The 15,887-nt window shown below is 67.7% G+C and carries 14 protein-coding genes; 11 read left to right on the forward strand and 3 right to left on the reverse strand.

What is annotated here, in order from left to right; genetic code table 11:
- The 4 genes from QQK43_RS07115 to mdoH form a co-directional block, all read left to right on the forward strand.
- The coding region (locus QQK43_RS07115) for a hypothetical protein (RefSeq protein WP_284307201.1) at positions 1-478 on the forward strand (478 nt) is incomplete at its 5' end.
- Positions 475-1,875: a sigma 54-interacting transcriptional regulator gene (locus QQK43_RS07120; protein ID WP_284307202.1), complete on the forward strand. Its 1,401-nt coding sequence runs from the start codon at positions 475-477 to the stop codon at positions 1,873-1,875. The genes QQK43_RS07115 and QQK43_RS07120, both read left to right, overlap by 4 nt.
- 190 nt (positions 1,876-2,065) lie before the next feature.
- Positions 2,066-3,643 (forward strand): glucan biosynthesis protein G, encoded by a 1,578-nt coding sequence (locus QQK43_RS07125; RefSeq protein ID WP_370465234.1) that lies wholly within the window; start codon positions 2,066-2,068, stop codon positions 3,641-3,643.
- The gene (gene mdoH / locus QQK43_RS07130; protein ID WP_284307203.1) at positions 3,616-5,601 is read left to right on the forward strand and encodes a glucans biosynthesis glucosyltransferase MdoH; all 1,986 of its coding nucleotides are present in this window, start codon (positions 3,616-3,618) and stop codon (positions 5,599-5,601) included. The genes QQK43_RS07125 and mdoH overlap by 28 nt, the downstream gene beginning before the upstream one ends.
- A 247-nt stretch (positions 5,602-5,848) precedes the next feature.
- On the opposite strand, the gene QQK43_RS07135 is transcribed toward mdoH, so the two are convergent.
- Positions 5,849-7,336 (reverse strand): aldehyde dehydrogenase, encoded by a 1,488-nt coding sequence (locus tag QQK43_RS07135; protein ID WP_284307204.1) that lies wholly within the window; start codon positions 7,334-7,336, stop codon positions 5,849-5,851.
- A 198-nt stretch (positions 7,337-7,534) separates the two neighbouring features.
- On the opposite strand from QQK43_RS07135, the gene QQK43_RS07140 reads away from it, so the two are divergent.
- The 3 genes from QQK43_RS07140 (at position 7,535) to QQK43_RS07150 (ending at position 10,396) form a co-directional block, all read left to right on the forward strand.
- Positions 7,535-8,527, forward strand: coding sequence for a Bug family tripartite tricarboxylate transporter substrate binding protein (locus tag QQK43_RS07140; RefSeq protein ID WP_284307205.1), 993 nt, complete (start codon positions 7,535-7,537; stop codon positions 8,525-8,527).
- A 41-nt stretch (positions 8,528-8,568) separates the two neighbouring features.
- Positions 8,569-9,549, forward strand: a complete 981-nt coding sequence (locus QQK43_RS07145) for an aldo/keto reductase (protein WP_234265580.1) — start codon at positions 8,569-8,571, stop codon at positions 9,547-9,549.
- 136 nt (positions 9,550-9,685) lie between these two features.
- On the forward strand, positions 9,686-10,396 hold the full coding sequence (locus QQK43_RS07150) for an IclR family transcriptional regulator (RefSeq protein WP_284307206.1): 711 nt from the start codon (positions 9,686-9,688) through the stop codon (positions 10,394-10,396).
- A 63-nt stretch (positions 10,397-10,459) separates the two neighbouring features.
- Here QQK43_RS07150 and QQK43_RS07155 read toward each other — a convergent pair whose 3' ends face one another.
- Positions 10,460-11,092 carry a hypothetical protein gene (locus QQK43_RS07155; protein ID WP_234265582.1) on the reverse strand — a complete coding sequence of 211 codons (633 nt, stop codon included), beginning with the start codon at positions 11,090-11,092 and terminating at the stop codon, positions 10,460-10,462.
- A gap of 235 nt (positions 11,093-11,327) precedes the next feature.
- Here QQK43_RS07155 and QQK43_RS07160 point away from each other — a divergent pair, with 235 nt between their 5' ends.
- The gene (locus QQK43_RS07160; protein WP_284307207.1) at positions 11,328-12,389 is read left to right on the forward strand and encodes a purine-nucleoside phosphorylase; all 1,062 of its coding nucleotides are present in this window, start codon (positions 11,328-11,330) and stop codon (positions 12,387-12,389) included.
- Between the two features lie 7 nt (positions 12,390-12,396).
- Positions 12,397-13,311 carry a LysR family transcriptional regulator gene (locus QQK43_RS07165; RefSeq protein WP_284307208.1) on the forward strand — a complete coding sequence of 305 codons (915 nt, stop codon included), beginning with the start codon at positions 12,397-12,399 and terminating at the stop codon, positions 13,309-13,311.
- A gap of 18 nt (positions 13,312-13,329) precedes the next feature.
- On the opposite strand, the gene ffh is transcribed toward QQK43_RS07165, so the two are convergent.
- Positions 13,330-14,694, reverse strand: coding sequence for a signal recognition particle protein (ffh, locus tag QQK43_RS07170; RefSeq protein WP_234265586.1), 1,365 nt, complete (start codon positions 14,692-14,694; stop codon positions 13,330-13,332).
- A 146-nt stretch (positions 14,695-14,840) separates the two neighbouring features.
- Between ffh and QQK43_RS07175 the strand changes: the two genes are divergently transcribed.
- Both QQK43_RS07175 and QQK43_RS07180 read left to right on the forward strand, forming a co-directional pair.
- Positions 14,841-15,620: a cytochrome C assembly family protein gene (locus QQK43_RS07175; protein ID WP_284307209.1), complete on the forward strand. Its 780-nt coding sequence runs from the start codon at positions 14,841-14,843 to the stop codon at positions 15,618-15,620.
- Between the two features lie 19 nt (positions 15,621-15,639).
- Positions 15,640-15,885, forward strand: a complete 246-nt coding sequence (locus QQK43_RS07180) for a PP0621 family protein (protein WP_284307210.1) — start codon at positions 15,640-15,642, stop codon at positions 15,883-15,885.
- The last annotated feature ends 2 nt before the right edge of the window (positions 15,886-15,887 follow it).

Here is a 15,887-nt window from a genome sequence, read left to right on the forward strand (position 1 = left end):
CGCCCCCGTGGTGGACCTGTCGCCCCCGCCCGCCCCGCCGCCGCCCCGGCTGGACGCCCCGATGCCGGCCCTCGTCAGCGCCCTGGTGTACGCCGACCGCCTGCGCAGCCTGGGAGCGGCCGAACTGGCCGCCGAGCAGGTGCAGATCGGCGAACCGGGCAACGCGCCCGAGCGCCTGATGCAACTGGCGCTGGTGCTGTCGCAGACCCACCAGGCCCCCGACACGGCCCGGGCGCTGGCGATGCTGCAAAGGCTCATGGCCATCAACGCCCCCGAGGCGCTGGAGCTGCGGCCGCTGGCCCGGCTGCTGGCCGGCCGGCTGCAGGAAAACCGCCGACTCGAAGAACAGCTGGACCGCCAGGCCCAGCTGTTGCGCGAGGCGCAGCGCCGCATCGACATCCTCAACGACCGGCTGGAGGCCATGCGCGCCATCGAGCGTAGCCTGACGCCCCGCCCGCCGGCCCGCCCCCTGCCATGAGCGCCGCTCCGAGCCCGCGCGCGCGCCTGCTCGTCGTCGACGACGACGCCGACATGCTGCGCCTGCTGTCGATGCGGCTGGGCGCGGCGGGCTACCAGGTCACGGCCGTCGGCTCGGCCGAAGCGGCGCTGAGCCAGCTCGACATCGAGCGGCCGCAACTGGTGCTCTCCGACGTGCGCCTGCCCGGCAAGGACGGGCTGGCGCTGTTCGACGAGATCCGCAGCCGCCACCCTTCGCTGCCGGTGATCCTGCTGACCGCTCACGGCACCATCCCCGACGCGGTGGAGGCCACGCGGCGCGGCGTCTTCACCTACCTGACCAAGCCCTACGACGCCAAGGAACTGCTGGAGCGCATCACCCAGGCCCTGGCACTGAGCGCCCCCGCACTGCCCGCGAGCCCGGCCGACGAGACCTGGCGCGCCGAGATCGTCAGCCGCTCCAGCCGCATGGCCGACCTGCTGGCCGAAGCCCGCCTGGTGGCCCAGGGCGACGCCAGCGTGCTGCTGCGCGGCGACAGCGGCAGCGGCAAGGAGCTGCTGGCGCGCGCCATCCACCGCGCCAGCCGGCGCGCCCGCAAGCCCTTCGTCGCGGTGAATTGCGGCGCCATTCCCGAAGCGCTGCTCGAATCCGAACTGTTCGGCCACATGAAGGGCGCCTTCACCGACGCCCACGCCAACCACAAGGGCCTGTTCCAGGCCGCGGACGGCGGCACGCTGCTGCTCGACGAAATCGGCGACATGCCGCCAGCGCTGCAGGTCAAGCTGCTGCGTGTGCTCCAGGAAAAGGCGGTGCGCCCGCTCGGCTCCAGCCAGTCGATCCCGGTCGACGTGCGCATCATCTCGGCCACGCACCGCGACCTCGAAACCGCCATGGCACAGGGCCAGTTCCGCGAAGACCTGTACTACCGGCTGAACGTGGTCACGCTGAACCTGCCCACGCTGGCCGAGCGGCGCGAAGACATTCCCCTGCTGGCCAACCACTTCCTGGCCCAGCTCGCGGCCAAGTACGGCAAGCGCAGCTCCGGCTTCGCGCCGGAAGCACTGAAGGCCCTGACCATGGCGAGCTGGCCCGGCAACGTGCGCCAGCTCTACAACGTGGTCGAACAGGTCTGTGCCCTGTCCACCACCCCGCTGGTGTCGCTGGCCCTGGTGCAGCGTGCGCTGCGCACCCCGTCGGTCGAAGTGCTCAGCTTTGCCGACGCGCGCCAGCGGTTCGAGCGCGAATACCTGGTCGGCTTGCTGAAGATGACCGACGGCCACGTCGCCGATGCGGCCCGGCTGGCGCAGCGCAACCGCACCGAGTTCTACCGCCTGCTGCAGAAACACGCGCTCACGCCGGGCCTGTTCAAAAGCGACGGCCCGAACGGGGAATCGCAGGATGCTGTCGCCGATTCGTGACAACCCCAAGGCCTTGATTTCCAAGGATTTGGCTCCGGCCCGCCGCCCATTTGTCGCTGACTGGCGACAAAAACCCCCTCCAACCCCGCGCCAACGCCCGTCAGCCGGCGTCGTTACATTCAAAAACCATAGCATCCCGTTGATCTGAAACGGTTTTTTTGACCTGGCATAGGGTTTGCCCTATCTGGGCATGACCTTCCGGATTTCTTCCCTTTTGCCGCGGCAGCGCCACCGCCGTCTGGCCGGTGCCGTGGCACTGGTCGCGGGGCTGGCCGCGGGCTGGGGCCCGGCGCAGGCGATGGACTGGGACGCCCTGGCAGAACTGGCGCGCACCCGCGCTCAAGCACCTTTCGAGGCCGCCAGCGACAAGCTGCCCGACGACCTCGCCGCGCTGGACTACGACCAGATCCGCGACATCCGCTTCCGCCCGGACCGCTCGCTCTGGCGCGACCGCGGCCTGCCCTTCGAAGCGCAGTTTTTTCACCTGGGCCTGTACCAGCGCCAGGCGGTGCACATCCATGAAATCGCCCCCGAAGGCACGCGGCTGCTGCCGTACCAGGGTGACGACTTCGACCTGGGCCGCAACACCGTGGACGCCAAGGCCTGGGGCGACCTCGGCCACGCCGGCTTCCGCCTGCACTACCCGCTGAACAACCCGGCCTACAAGGACGAACTGGTCGTGTTCCAGGGCGCGAGCTATTTCCGCGCGCTGGGCATGGGCCAGCAATACGGCCTTTCCGCCCGCGGCCTGGCCATCGACACCGTGGGCGCTCCGGCCGGCCAGGGCGAAGAATTCCCGCGCTTCACCGACTTCTGGCTGCGCCGCCCCGAGGCCGGCGCCACCGGCGTGACGGTGCTGGCCCTGCTCGATTCGCCTCGGGCCACGGGGGCCTACCGCTTCGTGATCCGGCCGGGTGCTGCCACCACGATGACCGTGACGGCCCGGGTGTTCCTGCGCGAGGGCGCTGCCCCGGTCAACACCCTGGGCCTGGCGCCGCTGACCAGCATGTTCCTGCACGGCGAGGTGCAACCGACCGCGCGCGACTTCCGCCCCAAGGTGCACGACTCCGACGGCCTGATGATGCACACCGGCGACGGCGAATGGCTGTGGCGCCCGCTGCAGAACCCGTCGCGCATCTCGGTCAGTTCGTTCGTCATGCGCCAGCCGCGCGGTTTCGGTCTGATGCAGCGTGACCGCCGCTTTGCCAGCTACGAAGACATCGAGGCCCGCTACGAACGCCGCCCCAGCGTCTGGGTGCAACCCATCGGCGACTGGGGCGCCGGCCGCGTCGAGCTGGTGCAACTGCCCACGCCCGACGAAACCCACGACAACGTCGTCGCCTACTGGGTCCCGGCGACCTTGCCCGCGCAGGGCGAGTCGCTGGATTTCGCCTACGAGCTGTCCTGGCAGGGCGATGTGCAGCAGACGCCCCCGGGCGCCTGGGTCGTGCAGTCGCGCCGCGGGTATGGCTACACCAGGCTCTCGGCCGACGAGCAGATCCGCCAGCCCCAGTTCGTGCTCGATTTCGCCGGCCCCGCGCTCGATGCCCTGCCCCCCGGTGCGCCCGTGCGCGCCGTGGTCTCCGCCAACGCCAACGGCCGCGTGGTCGAGGCCCTGGCCTACCCCAATCCCGCCCAGCGCGGCTGGCGCGTGACGTTGCGCGTCGAGCGGCTCGACCCGAGCCAGCCCGTCGAACTCCGCGCCTATCTCCAACACCAGAACGACACCCTGAGCGAAACATGGACACACGTCATCTTGCCCGAGTGACCTCGCCGACCGCCCCCCGCAGCCCGCTGCGCGAGGAACGCCACCCGAACGCGGTGACCGCACCGCCCGTGCACCGGGGCGCCATGGTGCCGCGGCCCTGGCGCGGGTTCTGGAACAGCGTCGGCACCACGCTGCTGGCCACGGCCAGCAACCTGCTGCCCCCGCGCGAGCCGCGCGCACCGCAACCGGCGCGCGCCGCCTGGGAACACACCGCCGACCGCCGCCGCCTGGCCTTCATGCTGATCGCCGTGCTGAGCACGGTGCTGGCGGCCTGGCTGTTCACCGACGCCCAGCCGGCCGAAGGCAATCCCTGGCTGCGTGGCCTGCACACGGTGCTGTTCGTGGTGCTCTCGGCCTGGGTCGTCACCGGTTTCGTCACCGCGCTGATGGGTGCCTGGGTGATGCTGTTCGGGGACAAGGCCTCGATCTCCGCCGCGTCGGTGCGCCACCAGCCCATGAACCCCGAGGCCCGCACCGCCGTGATCATGCCGATCTGCAACGAGGACGTGGCCACCGTGTTCGCCGGCCTGCGCGCCACGTGCGAGTCGCTGGCGGCCACCGGCCACGCCGGCCAGTTCGACGTGTTCGTGCTCTCCGACAGCTACGACCCGGCCATCGCCGCCGCCGAGCGCGAAGCCTGGGAAAACCTGCGCGCCGCCCTGGTGTCGCAACCCGGCCAGCCGGCGGTGGAGGTCTACTACCGCCTGCGCACGCGCCGCACGCACCGCAAGGCCGGCAACGTGGCCGACTTCTGCCGCCGCTGGGGCAAGGACTACCGCTACATGGTGGTGCTCGACGCCGACAGCGTGATGAGCGGCAGTTGCCTGACCACCCTGGTCAAGCTGATGGAAGCCCATCCGCAGGCCGGCATCATCCAGACCGCCACCCAGGCCATCGGCCACGCGACCCTGCACGCCCGCGCCCAGCAGTTCGCCAGCCGCGTCACCGGCCGCCTGTTCACCCTGGGCATGCAGTTCTGGCAACTGGGCGAATCGCACTACTGGGGCCACAACGCCATCATCCGCGTCGAGCCGTTCATGAAGCACTGTGCGCTGGCCCCGATCCCGGGCAAGGGCGGCATGGCCGGCGGCATCATGAGCCACGACTTCGTCGAAGCCGCCCTCATGCGCCGCGCCGGCTACCACGTCTGGCTGGTGTCCGACCTCACCGGCAGCTACGAGCAGCAGCCTCCCGACCTGCTCAGCGAGCTGCAGCGCGACCGCCGCTGGTGCCAGGGCAACCTGCAGAACGCCCGTCTGGCGGCCGAACCCGGCCTGCACCGCGTGCACCGCGCCATGTTCGCCATCGGCGCCATGTCCTACGTCTCGGCCCCGCTGTGGATGGCCTTCCTGCTGCTGGGCACGGCCCTGCTGGTGTCGGGCCCCGACCTGCCCACCGCCTGGCAAGCCGTGCCGGTCGAAGTGCGCGGCCTCTGGGCCTGGACACTGTGCCTGCTGTTCCTGCCCCGCGTGCTGGGCGTGCTGGCCGTGCTGCTCAAGGGCGAACGACGCAGCTACGGCGGCACCGGCCTGCTGCTAGGCAGCGCCGTGCTGGAAAGCGTGATGGCCGTGCTGCAGGCCCCCATCCGCATGGTCGCGCACTCGATCTTCGTGGTGGTCGCGCTCACCGGCATCAAGCTCGAATGGAAGTCGCCGCCCCGGGAAGCCGTGGGTGTGCCCTGGAGCGATGCCCTGGCCCGCCTGGCCCCGGTGTCGCTCGCCGTGGCCGCCCTGGTGATGGGCTCGACCCTGATCAACCCCGACGCGCTGCCCTGGCTGCTGCCGGTGGCTCTGCCCCTGCTGCTGGCCGTGCCCGTCACGGTGCTGACCGGCCACGTGCACCTGGGCACCTGGATGCGCGCACGCGGCCTGCTGCTGATCCCGGAAGAGTCCTGGTCGCCGGCCGTGCTGCGCCGCGCCTGGCGCCATGCCAGCCGTCTGGCGCTGAAGGCGGCCTGAAGACACCAGACCCCACACAGGGCGCAGACACACGCACCGCTCACGTTCAAAGCCACGCGCTCTCCAGGAGGGCGTGGCTTCGTTGAAAAACGCCGCTCACTGCTCGCCAGGGCCTGGCGGTGGCGTGGCGACCGGTTGTTCCCAACGAGTCGGGAAGCCGGAGGGCGACGACCGCGTGCCGAGTGAGGCCCGGGACGTTGCCACACACCGGCATCGGCGATGCCTTTGCGCCGGCAGCCCCCGGCACTCAGCGCCGGACAAAGGGATTGGGCACATCCAGGTCTGTCGAAATCCAGACCGACTTGGTTTCCAGATACTCCTTGATCGCCTCCACACCCGACTCGCGCCCGATCCCTGAGCGCTTGTAGCCACCAAAAGGTGTCGTGAAGCTGGTCGCTCGGTAGTTGTTGATCCAGACAGTCCCTGCACGCAACTTCGACGACATGAGCATCGCGCGGTGAAGGGACTGGGTCCAGACCCCTGCCGCCAGGCCATACTGCACATCGTTGCCGATGCGAATGGCATCCGCTTCGTCCTCGAACGGAATCACCGACAGCACAGGGCCGAACACCTCCTCCTGGGCAATGCGCATGCCGTTGTTCACGCCTGTGAAGATCGTGGGCTCGACAAACCAGCCCGCCCCCAGGTCGGGGCGTGCCCGCCCTCCCAGCACGCACCGCGCTCCCTCGGCCCGTGCAATGTCCAGATACCCCAGAATTTTGTCGAACTGAGGACGGGTGGCGATCGGACCGATGCGCGTTTGCGGGTCGGCGGGATCACCCAGGCGCGCGTCTTTCACGAAGTCGATCAGACGCTCGACAAAGGCATCATGGATCGATGCCTGCACCAGCAGACGTGAACCCGCAATGCAGGTCTGGCCCGCTGCCGCAAAAATGCCGGAAACAACCCCCTTGACCGCCTGATCCAGGTCCGCGTCGTCGAAAACAATGTTGGGCGACTTGCCACCCAGTTCGAGTGTCACGGTCTTCAGCCCGCGAGCGGCGGCTTCGTAGATCTTCTGCCCCGCCAGTTCCCCCCCGGTGAAACCCACATGCGCCACCAGGGGATGCGTCACCAGCGGCTCACCAGCTTCGGCGCCCAACCCGGTCACCACGTTCACCACGCCATCCGGGAAACCCGCCTCCTTGAACAACCGCGCGAACAAGACTGCGGACGGTGATGTGAACTCCGAGGGCTTGATGACCGCCGTGCACCCGGCCGCCAGCGCTGGCGCGAGCTTCCAGCTGGTCAGCGTCAGCGGCGAATTCCAGGGCGTGATGATCGCCACCACCCCTTTGGCCTCGTAGCGGGTGAAGCAGGTCACCCCTTTCTTGTCTGTGGGGATGACGTGGCTCTCCACCTTGTCGGCCAGGCCCGCGTAGTAGCGGAAGTAGTCCGCCACGTAGCGCACCTGCGAGGTGACTTCTGCCGCCAGCTTGCCGTTGTCACGCATCTCCACTTCGGCCAACGCAGCCGCATTTTGGGCCAAAAGTTCCGACAGACGGAACAATATTTCACCACGGCGTGTGGCGCTCATTTCTGACCAAGGACCGCTTTCAAAGGCCTTGTGGGCCGCCTTCACTGCACGGTCCACATCCGCAGCGTCGCCGCGAGCCACCATGGCCCAGGCCTCCCCGGAAAAGGGGTTCTGCGTCTCGAAGTAGCTGCCGGTCGCAGGGGGAACGTCCTGGCCGTCAATGTAGTGTGTGAAATGAGGGAGAGCGTCAGCGGTCATGGACATGCGGTCTTGAAAGAAGGGAAGACAGGGACATCGCCGTGCGCAGAAATCACTTGGATTTCGACAATCGGCCCAGAAAGTTGCATTCTGCAGAATTTGATTCTATTATTCAAGCACCGCGGCAAAAAGGCTCGGACAAGCCCGGATCAACAAGCCCGGGTTTGGCTTCACCCCATCGAAGGAGACACTGTTTTTATGGATCGACTCACCACCCGACGCGCTTTCGCCAGCCTGGCTGCCGGACTGGCACTGACCTCCACCAGCCTCGTCCAGGCCCAGGACACCGGCGGATTCCCCAGCCAACCTCTGCGCATCGTTGTCGGGTTCCCTGCGGGGGGGCCGACCGATGTGTCGGCCCGTCTGATCGCCGAATCGCTGACCCGCTCCCTGGGGCAACCCGTCATCGTGGACAACAAACCCGGCGCGAATGCCACATTGGCGGCCGATATCGTCGCAAGAGCCAAACCGGACGGCTACACGATCCTGATGGCGGCCACCAACCACCCCATCAACGCGTCGCTGTACAAGAACCTGAAGTTCGACAGCGAAAAGAGCTTTGCGCCCATCACGGCGGTGGCGGTGGCCCCCACGGTGCTGGTGGTCAACCCGAAATTTCCGGCCAAGACCTATGCCGAGTTCATCGCGCTGGTCAAGAGCAGCCCCGGCAAATACACGTACGCCAGCGCCGGCAATGGCGGCACGCCTCACCTCTCAGCGGAAATGTTCAAAGGCCTCACGGGCACGTCCATCGTCCACATTCCCTACCGCGGCGCAGCCCCGGCGGTCACCGACCTGATGGGCGGGCAGGTGGACATGTCCTTTGCCACACTGGGCTCGGTCTTGCCCCTCCTTCAGAGCGGACAACTGCGTGCCATTGCCGTGGCGGCCCCCCAACGCAGCCGGCTCCTGCCAGACGTGCCCACCTTTGAGGAGTCGGGTCTCAAAAACTTCCGTCTGGATTCGTGGTACGGCCTCATGGCCCCTGCAGGAACGCCCAAACCGGTGATCGACCGGCTTTACACCGACATCGTCAAGGCGGTGACCCAAACCGCCTACCAGCAAAAGCTCAACGCCGCCGGCCTGGAGCCCGTGACCACCAGCAACCCGACACAGTTCACCGAACAATTGCGGCACGAAATTTCGACCTATGGCGCGCTCGTGCGAGCCAACAACGTCGTGCTCGACTGAGCCAGCCAGCCCCCCGCCCCACCGTCAGCGCACCAACACACATGCGTTCTCACCCTATCGCCGATTCATCACCACCCTACGTGCTGGGCACCATGGCCCTCACCGGCTACTACGGCACCATTTCCGAAGAACAGGCTGCAGCCACCATCGAGCGCTACCTCGACGTGGGCGGACGCTACATCGACACCGCCGATCTGTACGCGAACGGTGGCAACGAAACCTTGGTGGGGCGTTGCCTGCAAGGTCGCCGACAAGGCGTCGTGCTGGCCACGAAGTTCGGCTACACCTTCGGTGAACGGGCGGATCAGCGCGGTCTGGACGCGCGCCCTGAACGTGTGCAACCGGCTTGCGAAGCCAGCCTTCGCCGGCTGGGCGTGGAACAGATCGACATTTACTACCTCCACCGCGTGGACCCCAACGTGCCGCTTGAAGACACCTGGGGTGCCATGAGCCGGCTGGTCGAGCAGGGCAAGGTACGGGCTCTGGGCCTGTGCGAGGTCGGTCCGCACAGCTACCGCAAGGCTGCGGCGATCCACCCGGTGGCCGTGGTGCAGTCCGAATACTCACTCTGGAGCCGCGACCCCGAGGAGGACATGCTCGACCTCCTGCGCGCTGCGGGCTCGTGGTTCTTTGGATATGCCTCACTGGGTCGGGGTTTTCTCAGCGGAACCGTCCGCCGCCCCGAAGACTTCCCGCCTGAAGACCAGCGCCGCGACATGCCACGCTTCCAGGGCGAAAACTTTCAGCGCAACATTGAACTGGTCGACGCGCTGCAGCAATTGGCAGCCGATCTGGGGGTGAGCGCAGCGCAACTTGCGCTGGCGTGGTGCCGCCGTGACGGCCTGGCCAGTCCCATTGCCGGCGCCACGTTGCCAGCACACGTGGACGACGCGCAGCAGGCGGTGGCACTGGACATTCCACGCGAGGCATGGGCCCGACTGGATGCCGTTTTTCCGATGGGCGCGGCAGCTGGCGATCGCTACAACGCTTCGGCCATGCAGCGCCTGCAAACCGGCCGTTAAAGCGCGGCCGGCAAGGCGGCGTCGGGCCCCATGCCAATGGCACAATGGCACGACGAAACCGGTGCCCGGCGTTCAGCCAGCGCCGCCGGAATACTGTCATTGCACAGCGGGCCGCCAGGCGCGCCAACCATCACCGATGAGCGAAGAAACAGGCGTTGCCGCCGTTGATCGAGCCTTGCACATCCTGGGTGTGTTCACCCCGCAGGACCACAGCCTGACGCTGACCCAAATCGCCGAGCGAACGGGGATGTACAAGAGCACGGTGCTTCGCCTGGCCGAATCCTTGATGCGCGCCCAGTACCTGGTGCGCATCTCCGACGGCAGCTATCAGATCGGCCCCAAGCCTTTGCAGTTGGGATCCATCTTTCAGCGCCAGTTCCGATCCTCGGAGTTTGTGCCTCCTGTCCTGCGGGAACTCGTGGCGCAACTGGGCGAAAGCGCCTCTTACTACGTCCCGGTACAAAACGGGCGCATCTGCCTGCACCGCGTCGATGCGCCGCGCATGATCCGCGACGCAGTGCGCGAGGGCGACTGGCGCCCGCTGGAAAACGGTGCGGCCGGCACCATCCTCATGGCCTTCCGCGGCGACCCGGGCGACCGCCTGGACCGGGTCAGGCAGGAGTTCTGGGCAGCTTCGCTCGGCAACGAAGTCGACCCCGAACTGGCCGCGGTATCCGTTCCTGTTTTTGGGCATGACGGCAAGATCGCGGGCGCGCTCAGCATCTCGGGCCCACGCTACCGGCTGGAGGAGCACGGCACCCGGAGCTTCGTGCCGGCGCTGCTGGCGGCCGCCCGGCAGCTATCGGCTCAGTTTGGCGCCGACACCAGCATGTACCCGGCCAGCTGACGACCTCTTCAGACAGTTCGCCCCGATCTGCTGCTCAAGCCGCACCGCACCCGCCAGACACGTTCATGGCGGCGGTGCCGGCGGTTTCAGATAGCGGGCATCGGACCAGGTGGCCAGCCACTGTGGAGCAAAGGCCACGAAAATGGCGCCGAACATGCCGGTGAGGAAAGCATCGCCCCAGGCCATGAGCCAGCGCGCCACCAGCGAGAGATCACGCACCGGCAGGCCCGCCAGTTGCTGCAGACCTTCGAGCAGCAGCCCCGAAACGAACACCGCCACGGCGGTACCCAGAAACGCGCGCCCCAGGGTGTAGACAAACGGGTTGGCCGGCAGCCAGCGGCGCAGCGCGGCGCCGATGCCCAGCGCCAGCGTGGCCGGAACCAGGCCGATCCAGACCCACTGGTGAAGAGCCGCCTCTGCCGGGGCCTGGCCCACCCCCCAGACCACGGCCGCCACCCCGCCCAGCACCAGCACCGCCAAGGGCCATCCCAGCATCAGCACCAGCAGGCAGGCGCCCGACAACTGCACCTGCAGTCCCTGCGGCATCTTTTGCGGCAGCAGCCAGAGCCACGGCAGCAGCGCCAATGCCGCCAGCGCGGGCGTGAGCAAAGCGCCCTGCAACATGCGCCAGGGACGCAGGCTCAGCACCACCGCCCCCGCCAACGCCGCCATTGCCCCATTGATCACAGTCAACATGGCCCGGAGTATGTCGGGGCGCTGGTGGGCCACGGTTGATTTCTGTCAATCCACCTCGGGCGACGGGGACATGCGCCAGCGCACCTCAGGCGTGCGCTTTTTTCGCACAGGCAGCACGAAAATCGATGCTGTTCGGCATTGCCCTGCCTCCCTAGAATCCGGCTCCCGTGGCACCGCCCGGCATGGCCGGCGCCGCCTGATCGCCCATTCATTTCATTCACGCAAGGCACCTTCCATGGCATCTTTCTGGTCCCGTTCCCTCCCTCTGGCCTGGGTGTCGGCGGCACTGATGCTGGCCGGCTGTGCGGTGGGGCTCCAGCCCCCCTCCCCGGCCGCAGCAATCGCCACCACAGCCCCCGCTGCCGCCACCCCGGTCCGCGTCAAGGTCTTCGTTGCCGCCATGTTCGAAATCGGCCAGAACACCGGTGACCGCGCGGGCGAATTCCAGCACTGGTATGAGCGGTACTGGAAGGACGCCAAGCCCATCCGCGTGCCGGGTGCCCTGCAACCGGTGTACTGCAACGCGGACGGCGTCTGCGGCGCCGTGCTGGGCATGGGCAAGGTCAATTCCTCGGCCTCGATGCAGGCCATTTTGCTGAACCCGGCGTTCGACTTTTCCCAGGCCTACTACCTCCTGACGGGTGTGGCGGGCACGCCGCCCTCGCGCGGCACCATCGGCGACGTGGTCTGGGGCACCTGGCTGATCGACTACGACCTGGGCCACCGCTGGGCGCCCGAAGAAAACACCCCGGGCGCCCCCACGTTCATGCCACGCAAAGGCTATGAGGACTACCGCCGCTTCCAGCTCAACCCGTCGCTGGTGGGCTGGGCGCTGCAGCTCTCGGCCGACACCCCGCTGCAGGACTCGGACAGCGCACGGGCCTACCGGCAGCGTTACCCGGATGCCGCCGCCCGGCGCGCTCCGGCCGTGGGCAAGGGGACGCACATGACCGGCGACACCTTCTTCCACGGTCCCGGACTGTCCAAAGAAGCGCAGTACATGGCCAAGCTGTACGGTGCCGACGACTACGTGATCACCGAAATGGAAGCTGCGGCCATCACCCTGGTGATCAAGCGCAGCCACGGGGTGGAGCGTGTGATGAGCCTGCGCGGCGCCGTCAATTTCGACCAGGGCAACCCGCGCGAGACCACACTGGCCCACCTGGACCCCAAGCCCGGCGAAACGGCCGGCGGCTTTGCCGAGACGGTGGGGAACATCGAGCGCGTGGGCTCGCGCATGGTCGACCACATCGTGACCCACTGGCCGCAATGGCAGGCCGGCGTGCCGCCGCGCTGACACCGCCATGCACGCCAGCGTCCTCCGGTACTTCATCGAGGTGGCCCGTTGCGGCTCGGTGCGCAAGGCATCGGAGCGGCTGCACGTGGCGGCCAGTGCCGTCAACCGGCAGATCCTGAACCTGGAGGACGAACTGGGCGTGGAACTGTTCGACCGGCTGCCGGGTGGCATGCGCCTGAACCCGGCCGGCGAACGGCTGCTGCGCCATGCGCAGGAGACGCTGCACGGCTACCAGGTGATGCGCACGGAGTTGGACGCGCTGCGGGGCGAGCGCAGCGGCCACGTCAAACTGGCGGCCATGGACTCGTGCTTCGAGGACCTGCTGCCCGCGGCGGTCGAGGACTTCTCGCAGATTTTTCCCGCCGTCACCTACACCATCATCTCGACGCAGCCGATGGAAGTGCCGCAACTGGTGGCCTCCGGCCAGGTGGACCTGGGCATCACGTTCGCGACCCGGCTGCCCGCCGGGGTCGTGACGGTCGCGCTGGCGCAACTGCCGCTGGGCGTCGTGATGGCGCCTGGCCACCCCCTGGCCTCGCAAGCCAGCGTTTCGCTGCGGGACTGCGCACGCCACCCCTTTTTGCGCTCGGGAACCCAGCCGGTGTTCGGCCCCACCTTGTCGGCCGAATACACCGCGTTCTGGGAAGCCATGGTGCCGGCCGCCACCTGCAACTCCACCCCCTTGCTCAAACGCCTGATCAAGGCGGGCAAAGGCATTTCGACCTTTTCCAAGATCGCACTGATCGAAGAACTGCGGCGGGGCGAACTGGTGTGGAAGCCGTTTGAACTGCCCGCGCTCAACAGGCTGCAGGTGGGCATCGTGGTGCCCAACCAGCGCACCCTGCCCCAGATCACCCAGAACTTCGTGGGACGGCTCGCGCGCCGCCTGACCCAACTCGAACAGGCGGCCGCCGCCACCTAGCGGCGGGCACTCAGACGCTCAGAACGGCATCTTGGGCATGCCCTTCATGCCCCCCATGCGCTTCATCATTTTCATGAGGCCGCCGCCCTTCATCTTTTTCATCATGCCCTGCATCTGCTCGAATTCCTTGAGCAGGCGGTTGACCTCCTGCACGTGCACGCCAGCACCGGCAGCGATGCGGCGTTTGCGGGTGGCCTTGATGATCTCGGGCTTGCGACGCTCGGCCAGCGTCATGCTGCAGATGATGCCTTCCTTGCGCTTGATGTCCTTCTCCGCGCGGCTCAGGTCGGCCTCGCTGGCCTTGGCGGCCAGGTTGCCGGGCAGCTTGTCCATGAGGCTGGACAGACCGCCCATCTGCTTCATCTGGCGCAACTGGTCGAGGAAATCGTTGAGGTCAAACCCCTCGCCGCTCTTGACCTTGGCCGCCAGCTTCTGCGCCGCCGCCATATCGACGCCGGCCGTGACCTGTTCGACCAGCGCCACGATGTCGCCCATGCCCAGGATGCGCCCGGCATGGCGATCGGCGTCGAACACCTCCAGCCCGTCGATCTTCTCGCTGACGCCCGCAAACTTGATCGGCGCGCCAGTGACCTGGCGCACCGACAGCGCAGCACCGCCACGCGAGTCGCCGTCCATCTTGGTCAGCACGATGCCGGTCAGCGGCAGCGCTTCCTTGAAAGCCTTGGCGGTGTTGACCGCGTCCTGACCCTGCATGGCGTCGACCACGAACAGGGTTTCCACCGGATTGAGCGCCGCGTGCAGGGTCTTGATTTCCTGCATCAGCGCTTCGTCGATGGCCAGGCGGCCGGCCGTGTCGACCAACAGCACATCGAAGAAGTGCTTCTTCGCGTAGTCCAGCGCGCTGCGGGCAATGTCCAGCGGTTTCTGGTCGGGTGTACTGGGGAACCACTCGGCACCGGCCTGGGCCGTGACGGTCTTGAGCTGTTCGATGGCGGCCGGGCGGTAGACGTCGCCCGAAACCGTCAGCACCTTCTTCTTGCGTTTTTCAATCAGGTGTTTGGCCAGCTTGGCGGTGGTGGTGGTCTTGCCCGCGCCTTGCAGACCGGCCATGAGGATCACCGCCGGCGGCTGCGCCGCCAGATTGAGATCGGCCACCCCCTCGCCCATGGTGGCGGCCAGCTCCTTGTTGACCACACTGACCAGCACCTGGCCCGGGGTGAGCGAGCCCACCACCTCGGCCCCCAGCGCCTTGTCCTTGACCCGCGCAATGAAGTCGCGCACCACGGGCAGCGCCACGTCTGCCTCCAGCAGGGCCATGCGAACCTCGCGCAACATGTCGGTGACGTTGCTCTCTGTGATGCGGGCCTGGCCCCGCATCTCTTTGACGATGCGGGAAAGGCGTTCGGAAAGGGCTGAGGCCATGGCGATCGGGTTCGGGGGTGGCTGGAGGCCGTGAGAAGGTCCACCGGAGGGACGCCGCAGACCGGGCGCCCGGCGGTCCGGGCCGTTAAACTGTGCGGAGGATTTTAGCCGGCCCTCCCTTTGCGCGGCGACTCGGTCCCTGCTCCATGCCCTTTCCGCCCCTGATCGCTTTGTCACTGGCCACGGCACTGGCTTACGCCCTGCTGGCCTATGCCTATCGGCGGCTCTCGCCGTCGGCCTCACGCTGGGCGCTTGCCAGCGTCTGGGTGCTGCACCTGCTGGTGCTGGCGCAGGGCCTGTTCGCCGAGCCGGCGCGCTTCGGCTTTGCGCCGGCGCTCTCGGTCACCGTGTGGCTGGTGCTCACGGTCTACGCGATCGAAAGCCGCCTGTACCCGCAACTGCGCGCGCGCTGGGCCCTGGCCGGTCTGGGATCGCTGGCAGTGATCCTGGCCATGCTCTTCCCCGGCCAGCACTACCCGAACCTGCAGTCGGCCTGGCTGCCGCTGCACTGGGCCCTGGGCATTGCGTCCTACGGCCTGATCGGTGCGGCGGTGGTCCACGCCTGGCTGATGCAGCGCGCCGAACAGGCGCTGCGCCAGGGCAAGACCGAAGAAAAGGCCATTCCCCTGCTCACGCTGGAGCGCCTGACCTTCCGCCTGCTGGCCGCCGGCTTCGTGCTGCTGAGCCTCACCCTGGTGGCCGGCGGCTGGTTCTCCGAACTGCTCAACCAGCGCTGGGTCTGGAACCACAAGACGGCGCTGTCGGTGCTTTCCTGGATCACCATCGGCATCCTGCTGCTCGGCCGCTGGCGCCTGGGCTGGCGCGGCCGCACGGCCGTGCGCATGCTCTACCTGGGCGCCGGCTTCCTGCTGCTGAGCTACGCCGGTTCGCGCTTCGTGCTCGAGGTTGTCCTGCACCGGGCCTGATCCCCTTGGTGGCCCACGCATGAAATACCTGCTCGTTCTGTTCGTCCTGCTGGTTGCGTTCTGGATCTGGCGCAACAACCGCCTTGACCGCCAGCCCCCGACCCAGCACGCACAACGGCCCGGCACGGGCGGCCAGCTCCAGGCCATGGTGGCCTGCACCCACTGCCAGACCCATGTGCCCGACAGCGAAGCGGTCCGCGACACCCACGGTCGGCCGTACTGCTGCCCGGAACATTTGCGCCAGGCCCGGGCCACCCCGCGGTGACG

Source organism: Hydrogenophaga electricum (assembly GCF_030160815.1).
In the GTDB taxonomy this organism is placed as follows: Bacteria; Pseudomonadota; Gammaproteobacteria; order Burkholderiales; family Burkholderiaceae_C; genus Hydrogenophaga; species Hydrogenophaga electricum.